The organism is Komagataeibacter swingsii (assembly GCF_003207895.1).
GTDB lineage: Bacteria > Pseudomonadota > Alphaproteobacteria > Acetobacterales > Acetobacteraceae > Komagataeibacter > Komagataeibacter swingsii.
Map to the genome: position 1 here is coordinate 1 of NZ_NKUB01000010.1, position 15,272 is coordinate 15,272.

The following is a 15,272-nucleotide window of genomic DNA, read 5'->3' on the forward strand; positions in this document are numbered from 1 at the left end:
CCTGCCATGCCTGGAACCAGCTCGTCAATCAACCATGGCGCATCATGTCAATCGGACTGCGCAATTGGGCTCATGGGTTATAGCAATCAACGGTTGGTATCAGGCACTTGAAAAATGATGAAACGGACCTGTCGTCGCTATCTGCCGGGATCGACAGCATCCCCCGACGGGTCCATACGGCGCGTACGGAGGATGACAGCTTCGCCTACCGTCATCCCGTCCTGACACAGGTCGTGGTCGTGTCGGACGCCATGTCCGTGTGCCTTGCCATCATGGCATGTATTACGTGGCAACGTATCTATGATACGCCCGATGAACTGTCTGGCGCCCTTCTGCTGGCCAATATCATGGCGGCGGGGGCGTTTTTTCTGTTCCCCAGGAACATCCCGCTGCTGGATATTCCCGCCCTGACGCGGGTTTCGTGCCAGGTCCGCTACCTGCTGCCGCCTGTCGTCTTTGGCGAGGTCATCTTCTGCACTGTCCTGCTCACGTTGTCATGGCCGCCTGGCGTCACGTTGCGCATGGGGGCGGAATGGCTGGCGTTCGTAATGATCGCTCTGCTGCTGGAACGGTGCGTGGGCACGTATGTCGTGCAGACGCGCGCGGTCACCCATCGCCTGGCGCGCAAGGTGGCGATCATCGGTTCGGGCGGGGAGGCGGTGCAGATGGCCACCCGCATCAATACCCGCATGCAGCGCATGTTCCGCCTTGTCGGGATTTTTGACGATCAGGGCAGCAATGTTGACGGCACGATAGAACATCTGGTCGCGCATGCGCGGGAGGATGACATTGATGCGGTCATCATATGCCTTCCCCCCGGCGAGGGCGGGCAGCCGCATGTCATGGACATATTGTGGCGCCTGCGTGGTGTGCTGGCCGATGTATATGTCGTGCCGTCGCTCATGACGGAGGACTGCCACGGCTGGCCGGTTGAACGTTTCGGCCCGTTTTCCCTGACCGTATTGCAGCGCCGTCCGTTAAGTGAATGGGACATGCTGGAAAAACGCGCCTTCGACCTGACCGCCAGCATGCTGCTGCTTGTGGCGCTGGCCCCCGTGCTGGCGCTTGTCGCACTGGCGATCAGGCTGGATTCCCGTGGTCCCGTGCTGTTTCGCCAGCCCCGGCAGGGCTTCAACAACCGTTACTTCAACGTATTCAAGTTCCGCTCTATGTACACGGACATGTCGGATCTGGAAGCCGCGCGCCAGACATCGCGCACTGACCCGCGCGTAACCCGTGTCGGCAAATGGATACGGCGGCTGAGCATCGATGAGCTGCCGCAGCTTTTCAATGTGCTGCGTGGCGAGATGTCACTGGTCGGCCCACGCCCCCATGCGCCGCAGACGCGCGCGGGCGGGCAACTGCTGCATGAGGCGATGGAGGAATATGTCGCCCGCCATCGCGTGCAGCCCGGCATTACCGGCTGGGCGCAGATCAATGGATCAAGGGGCGAGCTGGTTACGCGTGATGACCTGCGCCGCCGCGTGGTGCTGGACCTGGAATACATACGCGCATGGTCGATCTGGCTGGATATCAAGATCATTTTCCTGACCATAAAACGTGAGATCTTCAGTCGGAATGCGTTCTGAATTCTTCAATTTCCTGACATGAATGGTGTATTCACATGAACGCAGATACGCAAATTACAGTCAAAAGTCCGGTTGTCGATGTCATGAACCTGCCGTTGCATGACATATCGCGGGCGGATATTGCCCGGCGCGTCGTGAATGCGGTCCGGACGGGACAGAAGATGACAGTCGTCAACGCCAACGCCCATATGGCGGTGGTCTCGCAGAAACAGCCATGGCTGCGCACGCTGTTCCGGCGCGCTGACATTGCATTCTGTGACGGGGCGGGCGTGCAGCTTGCGGGCATTGTGCTTACGGGGCGGCACCTGCCGCGCACCACGCCGCCGGAATGGATCGGGCCGGTCCTGTCGCATCTGGGGCGGGACGCATCGGTGTTCTGGATCGGGGGCAGGCCGGACGTGGTGGACAGGGCGGCGAAAGCCTTTTCCGACAGGTATGGCGTGCGCACGGTGGGCACGCAGCATGGCTTCTTCGACCCGACCCCCGGATCGCGTGAGTCCACGCTGCTGCTGGAACGCCTGCGCACGACGCGGCCAGACATCATCCTGCTGACCATGGGCATGCCACGCCAGGAACGCTGGCTGTATGACAACATGGACCACCTTTCCAGCGGTGTCATCATTACGGCGGGCGCGCTGGTTGACCATGCGGCCGGACGTGTGCACCGCCCGCCCCGATGGGTCGCGAACATGGGGCTGGAATGGCTTGTGCGGCTGGTGCGCGAACCGCGCAGGCTGTGGCGGCGTTACCTGCTGGGACTGCCTGTATTCGGGTTTCATGTCCTCGTTTATTTGCGGCGCAGGCTTTTCGATCGGCCCTCGTCGTCCATTTCGCGGAAACTTGCCGGATAAACAGCATGAATTACGTTTCCATACACGGGCGGGCCACTTCAATGTCATGGACAGCGCACGATGTGGGCCTTGTCATCCGTCAGACAGTACGGGCGTTCCTGCGGCACAGGATGCTGTTTGCGCTGACCGTGCTGGGGGTAGCGGTCACGGGCGGGGCGGTCATGCTTACGCTCAAGCCGCGTTATACCGCGACCACGACCGTCGTGGTGTCGGGACGCGCGCAGCAGGACCCGCTGGCCCCCAACGGGCAGCAGCAGAACCTGGCCCCGCCGGATGATGAGCTGGTGTCGACCGAAGCTGCGATGATCCATTCGCGTGATGTCGCCGCCGCCGTCCTGGCGGAACTGCCGCCACCGGCCGCCCCGCCCCATGTGGGCGTGCGCGACCGGCTGTGCCACATGGGGCTGGGGGTGCTGTGCCATGCCAGCGCGCCGGTTGACCCGCAGGTGCAGCGCGAGCATGAGGAAGACGCCTTCCTCAATAACCTGACCATAACACCGGAACCCCGCACGCAGATCCTTGATATCAACGTGGTTGATGGCGATGCCCAGCGCGCGGCGGCCCTGGCCAATGCCGTGGTCACGAATTACCAGCGCATTGCGCTGGCGCGGCAGACGGCGGATATCAATCATGTGGCGACATGGCTGGACAACCGTACGGCCGCCCTGCGGCAGCGCTGGCTGGATGCGGTGCAGAAGGCCAATGCCTTCGATAACGCCCACGGCCTGACCAACACCACCGAAGGCAGCACCAGCACGCCGCTTATCGAACGCCAGATTGCCGATACCTCCGCCAACCTCAGCCAGGCGGAAGGGCGGCTGGCGGCGGCGCAGGCCCGTGCCGACGCGCTGCGTGACGCGGCGGCGCGCGGGGACGCGCGTGCCGCGGTCGCCCTGTCACAGGAACCCATTCTGGTGGCGACCGCCAATGCGCTCATGCAGTTGCAGAGCACGCGGCAGGAGGAAGCGGCGACCTATGGCCCGCAGCACCCGCGCCTGCGCGCGCTGGACCAGCAGATCGCGACAACCCGCGCCAGCCTGGAGGCCGAAACGCAGGCCGCCCTGAGCACAATCCGCGAAGACCAGATTTCCGCCCGCGCCGAAGTCCAGCGCCTGAATGAAAACCTGGACCTGCTGCGCCAGAAGGCAGGCGGGCAGAGTGCCCCGCAGGCGGAATACCGCACGCTGGACCAGGAAGCGCAGAGCGCGCGCACCGTGTACGAGACCTTTCTGGAGCACGCCAAGGAAGTCGTGGACCGCGCCGCCCTGCTGCAGCCGCCCATCGCCGTCGTCTCCCACGCCTCCGCGCCCGACGTGCCCAGCTTCCCCAACCGCAAGAAAATCGGCCTGGGGCTGATGGCCGTGGCGCTGGCGGCCGGGGCGGGGGCGGTCCTGCTGCGGGATTATTTTGCCGCCGGCTTTACCGAAATCGAACGCCTCCGCGCCGCCGTTCCGCTGCCGCTGCTGGCGGTTGTGCCCAAGGTGGGCGGCCGGACGGAACAGGCCGTGCGGCGGCATGTGATCGACCACCCGTATTCGCGCGCGACCGAGGCGGTGCGCAGCCTTGTCATGCAGTTGTCCATGCGGGTGCATGAAGGCGGGCAGCCGATGTGCCTGGCCATTACGTCGGCCGGGCCGGAGGAAGGCAAGAGCACGCTGGCGTTGTGGATGGCGACCGTGGCGCGCCGGGGCGGGCAGAAGGTGCTGGTGATCGATGCCGACCACCGGCGGGGCATGCTGGACCATTATCTGGCCGATGCCACGACGGGCCTGCCCTCGCTGGGCGTGAGCGACCTGGTGACGACGGGCGTGCCGGTGGCCGATATCATCCGCACGGACCCTGATACCGGGTTTGACTACATTCCCGCGGGCCGCACGATGCAGCATGCCTTCAGCCCCGTTGAAATCCGTCGTCTGCGCGCGATCCTGACGGAACTGAAGCGGTCATATGAACTGATCATCATCGACTGCCCGCCGCTGCTGGGACTGAGTGATGCGCTGGTACACGCCAACATGGCCGATCAGGTTATTTTTGTCTGCCGCTGGAAAAGCACCGCCCAGCGCGCCGTCATGGCCTGCCTGGAACGGCTGGAGGGATATGGCGCGCCGGTGGCGGGGGTAGTGGCCACCATGGTGGAAGACAACGCCATGGACGTGATGGGCTACAGCTACGGCAACCGGGACATCAAGATCCTGAGCCGTTTTGACGAGAAATGAGAAGCAGGGGGGACGAAATATTGAAAGTTCTGCATATCTGTCGCCAGTTCAGCCCCTCTGTCGGCGGGCTGGAGGATTCACTGCTCAACCTTGCCCGCAGCCAGAGACAGGACAGGGGCATTGATGCGCAGGTCCTGACGCTCGACAGTGTATTCGGGCGTCCGGGCCGGCTTGCGCATCGTGACATGGTCGATGGCATACCGGTCATCCGCATCCCGTGGCGGGGGTCGAGCCGTTATCCGCTGGCGCCACAGGTGCTACGGCATATCGGGGCGTTCGACCTGCTGCATGTCCATGCGATCGATTTCTTCTTCGATTTCCTGGCATGGACATGGCCGTTCCACCGCAAGACCATGATCGCGTCCACCCATGGCGGCTTTTTCCATACCGGCGCGTTGCGGCGGATCAAGGAAATATGGTTCCGCACCATCACGCCGGTATCCGTGCGGGCGTACAAACGTATTGTCGCGTGCAGCTACAGCGATGCCGACCTGTTCTGCACGGTGGCCGCGGGGCGGTTGGTGACGATTGAAAACGGCATCAACCAGGCGCGCTTCCGTGACGCGGCATCCCGCAAGCCGGGGCGCACCATCCTGGCCTTCGGGCGCTTTGCCGTGCACAAGCGGCTCAGGCTGCTGTTCCAGCTTGTCGCCCTGCTGCGGCGCGAAAACCCGGGGTGGAGGCTGATCGTGGCAGGGCAGGATTCCAACCTGACGGTGGCTGACCTGCGGCAGCAGGCGCAGGCATGCGGCATTACGGACGCCCTGCGTATCGTATCCGGCCCGTCGGACGCCGCCCTGCGCGACCTGATGGGGGAGGCAGGCTTCTTTGGCTGCCTGTCCGCGCATGAGGGCTTTGGCCTTGCGGCGGTGGAGGCGATGTCCGCGGGACTGGTCCCCATCCTGAGCAACATCACCCCCTTTGCCCGGCTCATGCAGCAGGGGGCGGCAGGCGTCATGGTCGATCCCGACAACCTTGCCCCCGCCGCGCGGGAGGTGGAGGCGCTGGCCGCATCCCTGCCCGATACGGCGGATGCATTGCGGGCGCGGAATATGGAAGTGGCCAGTCATTACGACTGGAACAGTGTCGCGCAGGACTATGTGCGCCTCTATCAACAGGTTCTGGGTCAGGCGGGGTCTCGACCCGTCATGGCGGCGGCAGGGGCGGAGTGATGGCGCAAAGCAAATTTTCCACCAATTTCCTGTTCAACGTATTCGGTTCCATTTTCCCGATTGTCGTCTCGCTGGGCACCGTGCCGTTCTACCTCCAGCTCATTGGCACGGACCGTTACGGCATTGTTGCGATTTCGTGGATTCTTCTGGGGTACCTGGGGTTTCTGGACTTCGGGCTGTCACGCGCATCGGCCAATGCGCTGGCGCAGCTGGGGCACGCCACGGCGCGCGAGCGTTCGCCCGTGCTGATGACGGCGTTCTACAGCAACCTTGCCCTGGGTGCGCTGGGGGGGCTGATCCTGTATCCGATCGGGGATATGGTGCTGCTGCATTTCGTGCGCATCCCGCCCGACCTGCTGGCGGAAACGCGCCATGCCTATCCGTGGATGGCGGTCATGCTGCCGCTGGGCATGGTCAATGGCGTGGCGACGGGGGCGCTGGAATCGCGCGAACGATTCCTGCTGTCCAACATGCTCAATTCCAGCACCACCATGGCGGGTCAGATCATTCCGCTGATCTGCATCCATTTTTTCGGTCCACAACTTACGGTTGTCCTTCCGTCCATCGTGCTGTCGCGGCTGGCCATGATCGGGCTGGCCTATTGCGTGGTCATGGTGCTGGAATGGCCGATCCGCCCGATGGATTTTGACGTAAAATGGCTCAAGCGCCTGCTGGGCTACGGGTCGTGGGTCAGTATTTCCAGCCTGATCAACCCGCTGCTGGATACGTCCAACCAGCTTATCATCGGTGCGACGCTGGGGGTGACGTCGGTGGGGCAGTACACCGTGCCGATGAACCTTGCCATGCGCTCGCAGGTCGTGGCGACGGCGCTGGCGCGCACGCTGTTCCCGCGCCTGTCGCGCGCCGGCAGGGGGGAGGCGGTCGACCTGACCCGGCGGGCCACCGCGTCGCTGACCTACGGGTTCGGCATGATCTGCGCGCCGGGCATCCTGTTTTCGGGGGCGTTCCTGCATATGTGGGTTGGCGGCAGCTTTGCCGAAGTCTCGCGCCCCGTGGCTGAAATCCTGATGTTCGGGGCCTGGACCAACGGCATTGCCTTCCTGCCGTATGGATTGCTGCAGGGGCAGGGACGGCCCCATATCACGGCCAAGGTCTCGATGGTGGAGATCCTGCCCTTCTTCTGTGTGTTGTGGGTCATGATAAAATGGTGGGGCCTGCCGGGGGCGGCAGCGGCCTGGACGCTGCGGGTCACGATTAATTTAGTTGCTCTTTACCTGTTGTCAGATTGCCTGTCACGGCAGACTTGGCGGCTTGTGCCGGGAATGTTGATAATGACAGGAGCGCTGATTGTGAGTCTGTTGATTCCCATGAATCTGGTAGCTTCCGCATGCGCCGCCGCCATGGCGGGGCTGGCGATGGCTATTGCCGCATACCGGCTGGACCCGGGACTGCGTGACATGGCGCACCGGTGTGTTCAGCGCGCGGGGGGCAATCCCCGTCTTACGATTACAGGTTAGGGTAAGGTATGAAGGTAGGGCGGTTGCAGGACAGCGCCAGTGTGTGGCGCTGCCTGTCGCGGGGACCGGTCGGGATGGTGATGCTGGGGATCGGGCTGCATGCGCACAGCGCGCATGCGCAGTTGATCCAGCAGCTTTTCCCGGCTGACATTCCCGGCTATTCGACGGACATGACCGGGTCGGTCGTGACCCGGCAGATGATGGGCCAGCAGACGGATGGCATTGGCCTGGGCAGTTGGCTGCTACGGCCCAGCGCGTCGGAAAATGTGGGCTACAATTCCAATACGCTGGGTATCCCGGGGTCGGGCAGCCCCGTGGTGCAGACCTCGGCCAATGTCAGCCTCAATTCACGCTGGCGGCGCCACGCGCTGGGGGCATCGGTGGGAATGGACGACCATCGTTACCCGACGCAGTCGATCGCCAGTTACACCAACTGGCACGGCAGTATCGGCGGGACGCTCAACCTGGGCCACGATACGCTCAGCATGGCCTATTCCCATTACCAGTACCACCTGTCCGCGACCAACCTGGGCGTGTATGGCGTGGTCTATCCCGTGCCTTACCAGGTCAATGACGGGCGGCTGACCTATACCAAGATGTTCGGCCGTTTCAGCCTGATCCCGGCATTCGATTATCAGGATTTTTCCTTCGGGACGGCGCCGGGGCCGATTTCAATTGATTACGGCACCATCAGCCACAAGACCGAGACCGGGTCCCTGACCTCGCGCTACGAATTCTCGCGCGGGAATGCGGCCGTCATCGTTTTCCGTGGCTCCGCGGCACAGTATGATTCCGCGCCGGAGGCATCGGTCAACAACTATGCCGATGGGGCGGGCTTCGGTGGCGTGGATTTCCGCAGCGGGCAGGTGTGGCAGTACCGCCTGCTGGTTGGCGGGGAAACGCGCAGCTTCAGCAGCGGTCGCAGCCCTTCCGTCACGACGCCTACGTTCGAGGTCAATGTGACATGGATGCCGCGCCGCATCGACACCGTCAACCTGACGGCGGCGCGCCACCTGAGCGACCCTGAAACGCCCTTTGCCCGCAATCAGGTCGTAACCGATGTGCGGCTGCAATGGGATCATGAACTGCGGCATAACGTGTTCCTGCGCGCCTATGCCGAATATGGGGAAAGCGCGTCGCAGTCCAGCATGACGGTTGTCACGGGTACCGCCACGTCCGGCCTGGAGGGAAGCCGCCTGCAGAAACAGATCCACTTTGGCGGGTCGGTTTTCTGGAACATCGACCGTCACGTAAGGGCGTCCCTTACCTACAACTATGTCAATAACGCCACATCGGGCGGGAACGTGAATTATTTGAACATCCCGGGGCGTCTTTCAACGTTTACGAGCAATACGATACTGTTGGGCTTTTCCTTCTCTGGCTGATGGCGGCTGGCCGCGCGGGCGGATACGGAGGAAAACCACATTGAATGATTTGGGAGTGACCATGTTTGCAATGATACGGAACACGTGTCGGCCCATGATGATGCAGGCAGCCGGTGTCACGGCCCTGCTTGCCCTGAGCTGCTGCGCCTCGGCGCGGGAGCAGTCCTTTGAAGCGGTCGATACCCGGGCCTACCATCTTGGCCCGGGCGATCAGGTGCGCGTCATTACCTATAACGACCCGCAGTTGAGCAACACGTTTACCGTAAGTGACAATGGTAATATCGATTTCCCGTTGCTGGGCACGGTCCGTGCGGCGGGTTTTGAGCCACGTGACCTGGCCCGGCATATTTCCACCAGCCTTGAAAGCAAGGGTATCCTGACCCAGCCCAGCGTATCGGTGGAGGTCGCGCAGTACAGGCCGATCTATATCCTGGGCGAGGTCAACCATCCCGGCCAGTATCCCTACCAGCCGGGCATGACCATGCTGACCGCTGTCGCACTGGCGGGTGGCTTTACCTATCGCGCCGTGACCAGCCATGCGACCGATGTGCGGCATGAAGACCTCAATACCCCCGCGCATGAGGGGCGCATATCCCGTGCGACCGCCCTGCTGCCGGGTGATGTGGTGACGATTGACGAGCGGTTTTTCTGAAACCTGACAAGACAGATGCATCCAGGGGGATAACATGCCCAAGGCCCGTTCCATCCCCAGCCTGACCGGCGTCCGTGGTGTTGCGGCGCTATGGGTTTTCATGACCCATTTCTACGGTCTGGCTGCCGATATCCTGCACCAGCCATGGATGTTGCAGTCGCTGTTCCTGTTCAACGGATTCCGGGGCGTGGACCTGTTTTTCGTGCTGTCGGGCTTTATCCTGATGCATGTGCATGAAGGGCAGTTTGCCGTGCTGCGGTGGCATGTGATCCGGGATTTTTTCATTGTCCGCTTTTTCCGGGTCTATCCGCTCAATACATTCGTGCTGCTGGCCATGGTGCCGCTGGTGCTGCTTGCGCCCGGTTACGTGGCCATGCAGCGTTATTATACGGACCCGGCCTTCGCCTATCGCGCCCATAACCTGTCCCTGCCGGGGTTCGTGCAGACCCTGCTGCTGGTCCAGAGCTGGACCGTGCTGAAGCTGGGGGAATGGAACATCGTATCATGGACCCTGAGTGCGGAGGTACTGGGTTACCTGCTGTTCCCACTGCTGGCCATGGGGGCGATGCGCATCGCATCCCCGCGCCATGCGCTGGCATTGTGCGCGGCAAGCCTTGGGGTGCTGGTTGCGGTGCTGTTTGCCTGCCACCATGCCAATAACAACCCGACGGGCACATTTGGGGCCATTCGCATGTTCTTCTGCTTTTCAGCGGGGATATTGCTGTACCGTGCCTATCACATGCTGCCTGACAGCATGGAACGGCATGCTGCGTCCATTACATTCGGGGCTGTCGCGTTTATTGTGGCGACACTGTTCTTTCCGGTCGTGCCGGTTCTGGATGTATTCGGGTTCACGGCACTTATTTTCGGGCTGGCCTACCAGCGCGGCGGGGTGGACGCGCTGTTGCGTTCGGGGCCGGTCATCTGGCTGGGGCGCATATCGTTTTCGTTCTACCTGACGCATTACCTGATTATCGGCATCATATCATGGGGCATGGGTGCATGGCTGCGTCATCTTGGTTTCGTGCCGGGGCTTTTGGTGACGTTTGCAATATTCGGGGTATGCCTGCTTGTGGGCGTGGCCTGTTACCATCTGGTCGAACGGCCTTCGCAGCGTTTTGGCCGCAGGGTCATGCAGCGGGTCGAAGCGCGTGACGCCATGATTGCGGTGCGCAATGCGGCCTGAATGGCTGTGCCCGGGGCAACGGGTTATTCTGCCGCAATACTGTTTTTTATCGCATCAAGGTAGCGTTCTCCATATTTATGACACAGACAGTCCATTAGACTATCGTAATCTGTTTGTGGTTATACATGGCTGTTGCAATATTCCTGTCCGGCTTCAATGCGCGGAACGATCGGTTTTCCCCTATTGTGGAAAGCAACCGGGGCGTACGGCCATGTTACGGGGAAAGGAGGTTGGAAATGCGCATACTGATAACGGGCGGCTGCGGGTTCATCGGTTCCGCGGTGGTGCGGCACCTTATGGCCCAGACCGCGCATGATGTCCTCAATGTCGATGCCCTGACCTATGCCGCAAGTATAAAGGCAACGGAAGATGCCGCGGCAAGCGGGCGCTACAGGCTGGAAGTGGCGAATATTACGGATGCTGCCGCCATGGCGCGGGTATTTGACGATTTCGCCCCCGATGCGGTCATGCACCTGGCGGCGGAAAGCCATGTGGACCGGTCCATTGATGGACCCGGCACGTTTGTCAGCACAAATATAGTTGGCACCTATACATTGCTTGAGGCCGCGCGGGCGTGGTGGATGCGACAGGATGCGGGGCGGCGCAAGTCATTCCGTTTCCATCATATCTCGACCGATGAGGTCTTTGGCGCATTACGCCCCGGTGACCCGCCCTTTACCGAACAGACCCCCTATGATCCGCGCAGCCCGTATTCGGCCAGCAAGGCATCGTCCGACCATCTGGTGCGGGCATGGTACCATACCTATGGCCTGCCAGCATTTGTCACCAACACCACCAATAATTACGGGCCATGGCATTTTCCTGAAAAACTGATCCCGCTGGTCACGATCAACGCGATCGGGGGGCGTGAACTGCCGGTTTACGGCACGGGACAGAATGTGCGCGACTGGCTGTTTGTCGAGGATCATGCCGAAGCCCTGGTCCGCGCGGTGGAACAGGGGCAGCCCGGCGAAACCTACGCCATCGGCGCGCGACAGCCGCGCACCAACATGCAGGTGGTGGAAGCGATCTGCACGATACTGGATGAACTGCATCCCGACCCGGCAGGCCCGCATGCGCGCCTGATCCGGCACGTGACCGACCGGCCGGGGCATGACTTCCGTTACGAAATCGACCCGACCCACGCGGAACAGGCGCTGGGCTGGCGTGCCCGCCATGATTTTGAACATGGCATCCGGCGCACGGTGCAGTGGTATCTGGATAACCGGGAATGGTGGGAAAGCATTCGGGCCGCCCGTTATGGTGGGGAACGCCTTGGCCACGCGGGTGACAAGATGGGAACAGCAGCATGAGCGAGAACACCGCAACGAAACCGACCAAGGGTATTCTTCTGGCTGGCGGCTCGGGCACGCGCCTGCATCCCATGACGCAGGCGGTCAGCAAGCAGTTGCTGCCGGTTTACGACAAGCCGATGATTTTCTATCCGCTATCCACGCTCATGCTGGCGGGAATACGCGATATCATGATCATATCGACGCCTGCGGACCTGCCGCTGTTCCGCAGGCTTCTGGGGGATGGGGCGGATCTGGGCGTGACCTTCACCTATCGCGAGCAGCCTTCGCCCGATGGGATCGCGCAGGCCTTCATCATTGCCGATGACTGGCTGGATGATTCGCCGTGTGGCCTGATACTGGGTGATAACCTGATTTTTGCCGACCATCTGGGCAAGCAGCTGCGCACGGCGGCCAGCCGGCCAACGGGGGCTACGGTCTTTGCCTATGAGGTAAGTGATCCCGAACGTTATGGCGTGGTCAGTTTCGCCGCCGACGGGCATGCGCTGGATATTGTGGAAAAACCCACGCGCCCGCTGTCGAACTGGGCGGTAACGGGGCTGTATTTCTATGACGGGCGGGTGCGCGAATATGCCCGCAGCCTGAAGCCTTCGCCACGTGGGGAACTGGAAATTACCGATCTGAACCGGCTTTACCTGCAAAATGGCGACCTGCATGTGCAGCGCCTGGGGCGTGGCTGCGCATGGCTTGACGCGGGCATGCCCGACAGCCTGATGCAGGCGGGACAGTTCGTACAGACCATCCAGTCCCGTCAGGGGCTATTGGTTGGTTCCCCGCATGAAGTGGCCTTCCGCCGTGGCTTTATTGATGCGGCAGGGCTGGAATCCTATGCACGGCGCATGATAAAGACCGAGCTTGGGCGCGCGCTTATGGGCATTGCCAATGCGGTTCCCGAAAACGATGCCGAAGCGGCTTAGGAATTATTTGAAAATAAATAAAAGTTTTTGGGTGCCGCCTTTTTTCAAAAAGGCGGCATTCTTTTACGCTTTTTGAAAAAAGCTTCGCCAAGGACTTTCTTATGATCGCAGGCTGTTGACTGGCCTGAGAGCTGGGTCATGATATCACAAAAACGTGTTGTTAAATTGTGGATGTGTTGTGTCCCATCAATGTGCTGAATAAGAATTTTCTTATATTTTAAGGGGAGTTACTTATTCAGGAGTAAAAAGACGTGGGACGTGTATCGGGAAAGGTGGCGCTTGTTACGGGCGCATCGCGTGGGATTGGCAAGGCGACGGCCCTGCTGCTGGCGCGCGAAGGCGCGAAGGTGGTCGTGGCCGACCTGAAGGCGGATGAAGGTCAGGCCGTCGTCGCCGAAATTACGAACGTAGGGGGCGAAGCGCTGTTCATCCCGCTCAACGTCGCGGCTGAAGACGACTGGAAACAGGCGATGGCCACCATTGCCACGCAGTTCGGGCGGCTAGATGTAGCGGTCAATAATGCGGGTATCCTCTATTCCGGCTCTGTCGAGACAACCAGCCTGGCCGACTGGCGGCGTGTGCAGTCGGTCAACCTGGACGGGGTTTTCCTGGGCACGCGGTACGCCGTGGAGGCCATGAAGCCGCAGGGTGGGGGATCGATCATCAACCTGTCCTCCATCGAGGGACTGGTCGGTGACCCCACCCTTGCCGCCTATAACGCCAGCAAGGGTGGGGTCAGGCTGTTCACCAAGTCAGCCGCACTGCACTGCGCGAAACAGGGTTACAAAATCCGGGTCAATTCCATCCATCCCGGTTATATCTGGACCCCGATGGTGCAGGGTTTCACCAAGGAAACCCCGGATCAGGCCGCAGCCCGGCAGAAACTGGTTGACCTGCACCCGCTGGGCCACCTGGGTGAGCCGGATGACATTGCCTATGGCATCGTGTTCCTGGCGTCTGACGAATCAAAGTTCATGACCGGCAGCGAACTGGTCATTGATGGTGGTTATACCGCACAGTAATACGGAGTGTATTTGTATAAAGGAAACAGGTATCCGCGCCCCGTGGTCCACGCCGGGGCGCGGCGTGTTTACGGGCAGTGGCGCGGGACATAGGATACGACCCGGTCCAGCAGCGCATCCATTTCAGGCCGGGCAACCGGGTCGATGCAGGTCGCCACATAGGCGCGCGCACGCTGCTTGATGGTGTTGGCCGAACGGAGGCTGATGGAGAGCGCGTCACTTTCCTCAATCAGGTCCGCAACCGTCATGTGCCGCTGGAATGCCGTGCGGGCAATGTCAAAGGCGATACGTTCCACGACCGTTTTCATTTCAGCGCGGCCAAAGGCGGACTGGCAGTTCATCATCTGGGCATTGGCCTGCGCATACTGGCGGATGACCGGCAGATTGCCGCTGCGATGGAAATGCCGGTGATGCCACGACCGTGCCCATATATGTTCGCGGTGGGCGGTTTCATATTCATGTATGTCAGCGCTGTCATCGCGGATCAGCGCATGCACGGCATGCGCGGCAAGCCATGCGGATGCGAAATCGGGATGTGGCTGCCTGTTCCATAGCGGTTCGACACCACGGGAGCCGGTGGCGAAGCGGAAATTACGCTGCCCGTCCACACCATACAGGATGGAGACGGATGGATCCGTTAGCAGATCCTGCCCCACGACAAGGATATGTCCCCCGTCACCCGCATGCATGTGGCGCTGCAGGGTGAACAGGTCGAACAGGGCATCATCGTCAGCCGAGCGTTCAGCATGCGTCTTCACATAGGTCAGGAAAAGCGGATTGCGCACGCCGGTCACGCCATGGGGGCAGAAATCAAACCGCCACCACCGTGACATCCTGACCATGTGGAACGCCAGCGCATTGCGCAGCCGGGCCAGGGCAGGGGAACCAGCGCCGTCGTTGCACAGGGCCTGTATGCCACGGAACCGGGCTGCCAGCATATTGACCTGCCGGGCGAACGGGCGCCGGGGATCAAGATAATGCAGAAGCAGGCCGGGTGAGGAATGTTCAAGGTGCCAGTCGGCCGTGCGTCCTGTGGTTTCACTCATGATTGGCATGGTCCCTGCATGAAAAAAAGGAGTGCGGCATCGCGATGCCGCAGGAGTTTTCACGGCGGTGTGCTGGGAAATCGACGGTTGGGAAAACTGCCTGATCGTGCCGTGAGTGCCTTCGCTTATAATGAAAACGAATATCATTCGCAATAAGAAAATGCAGATTATGAACAGGAATCCTCTGCCCCATTTTTTCTGCGTTGATCAGGCGGAGGAACAGGCAGGTGTGACTGGCTTGATGTTTGCAGGTGTGGACCATCACCAGCATCTGCTCCGGGATTGTCAGGCAGCATGTCAGATGGGTCCGTTATGTAATACGATTGGAAATATCTGCGCACAGTGCTGTATTGAAGGTTCGGTTTTGAATTTTATACCAGGAAACATAATCCATTTACGGACAGGATGGTAGACATGGTTGACCCTGAAAGTCGCCTGTATGGCG

13 protein-coding genes are annotated in these 15,272 nt (G+C 61.1%); 11 read left to right on the top strand and 2 right to left on the bottom strand.

Annotation, left to right across the window (positions count from 1 at the left end; genetic code table 11):
* Positions 1–107 precede the first annotated feature (107 nt).
* The 11 genes from CFR76_RS09065 (at position 108) to CFR76_RS09115 (ending at position 13,781) form a co-directional block, all read left to right on the top strand.
* Positions 108–1,589: an exopolysaccharide biosynthesis polyprenyl glycosylphosphotransferase gene (locus CFR76_RS09065; RefSeq protein ID WP_110556846.1), complete on the top strand. Its 1,482-nt coding sequence runs from the start codon at positions 108–110 to the stop codon at positions 1,587–1,589.
* A gap of 35 nt (positions 1,590–1,624) precedes the next feature.
* Positions 1,625–2,440 (top strand): WecB/TagA/CpsF family glycosyltransferase, encoded by an 816-nt coding sequence (locus tag CFR76_RS09070; protein ID WP_110556847.1) that lies wholly within the window; start codon positions 1,625–1,627, stop codon positions 2,438–2,440.
* A 5-nt stretch (positions 2,441–2,445) separates the two neighbouring features.
* Positions 2,446–4,656, top strand: coding sequence for a GumC family protein (locus tag CFR76_RS09075; protein ID WP_244191855.1), 2,211 nt, complete (start codon positions 2,446–2,448; stop codon positions 4,654–4,656).
* A 20-nt stretch (positions 4,657–4,676) separates the two neighbouring features.
* Positions 4,677–5,828: a glycosyltransferase family 4 protein gene (locus CFR76_RS09080; protein WP_110556849.1), complete on the top strand. Its 1,152-nt coding sequence runs from the start codon at positions 4,677–4,679 to the stop codon at positions 5,826–5,828.
* Positions 5,828–7,306 carry a flippase gene (locus tag CFR76_RS09085; protein WP_110556850.1) on the top strand — a complete coding sequence of 493 codons (1,479 nt, stop codon included), beginning with the start codon at positions 5,828–5,830 and terminating at the stop codon, positions 7,304–7,306. Before CFR76_RS09080 ends, CFR76_RS09085 begins: the two co-directional genes overlap by 1 nt.
* 8 nt (positions 7,307–7,314) lie before the next feature.
* Positions 7,315–8,691 (top strand): outer membrane beta-barrel protein, encoded by a 1,377-nt coding sequence (locus tag CFR76_RS09090; protein WP_244191856.1) that lies wholly within the window; start codon positions 7,315–7,317, stop codon positions 8,689–8,691.
* A 94-nt stretch (positions 8,692–8,785) separates the two neighbouring features.
* Positions 8,786–9,343, top strand: a complete 558-nt coding sequence (locus CFR76_RS09095) for a polysaccharide biosynthesis/export family protein (protein ID WP_110556851.1) — start codon at positions 8,786–8,788, stop codon at positions 9,341–9,343.
* A gap of 34 nt (positions 9,344–9,377) precedes the next feature.
* Positions 9,378–10,529: an acyltransferase family protein gene (locus CFR76_RS09100; protein ID WP_110556852.1), complete on the top strand. Its 1,152-nt coding sequence runs from the start codon at positions 9,378–9,380 to the stop codon at positions 10,527–10,529.
* Positions 10,530–10,765: 236 nt separating this feature from the next.
* A complete protein-coding gene (gene rfbB, locus CFR76_RS09105; protein WP_110556853.1) occupies positions 10,766–11,842 on the top strand; it encodes a dTDP-glucose 4,6-dehydratase in 1,077 nt (358 codons plus the stop codon).
* Entirely contained in the window at positions 11,839–12,759 is a 921-nt protein-coding gene (rfbA, locus tag CFR76_RS09110) for a glucose-1-phosphate thymidylyltransferase RfbA (RefSeq protein ID WP_110556854.1), read from the top strand. The genes rfbB and rfbA overlap by 4 nt, the downstream gene beginning before the upstream one ends.
* A 251-nt stretch (positions 12,760–13,010) precedes the next feature.
* Positions 13,011–13,781 carry an SDR family oxidoreductase gene (locus tag CFR76_RS09115; protein WP_110556855.1) on the top strand — a complete coding sequence of 257 codons (771 nt, stop codon included), beginning with the start codon at positions 13,011–13,013 and terminating at the stop codon, positions 13,779–13,781.
* A 68-nt stretch (positions 13,782–13,849) separates the two neighbouring features.
* Here CFR76_RS09115 and CFR76_RS09120 read toward each other — a convergent pair whose 3' ends face one another.
* A complete protein-coding gene (locus CFR76_RS09120) occupies positions 13,850–14,827 on the bottom strand; it encodes a hypothetical protein (RefSeq protein ID WP_110556856.1) in 978 nt (325 codons plus the stop codon).
* On the bottom strand, positions 14,820–15,098 hold the full coding sequence (locus CFR76_RS17705) for a hypothetical protein (protein ID WP_146222653.1): 279 nt from the start codon (positions 15,096–15,098) through the stop codon (positions 14,820–14,822). The genes CFR76_RS09120 and CFR76_RS17705 overlap by 8 nt, the downstream gene beginning before the upstream one ends.
* Positions 15,099–15,272 lie beyond the last annotated feature (174 nt).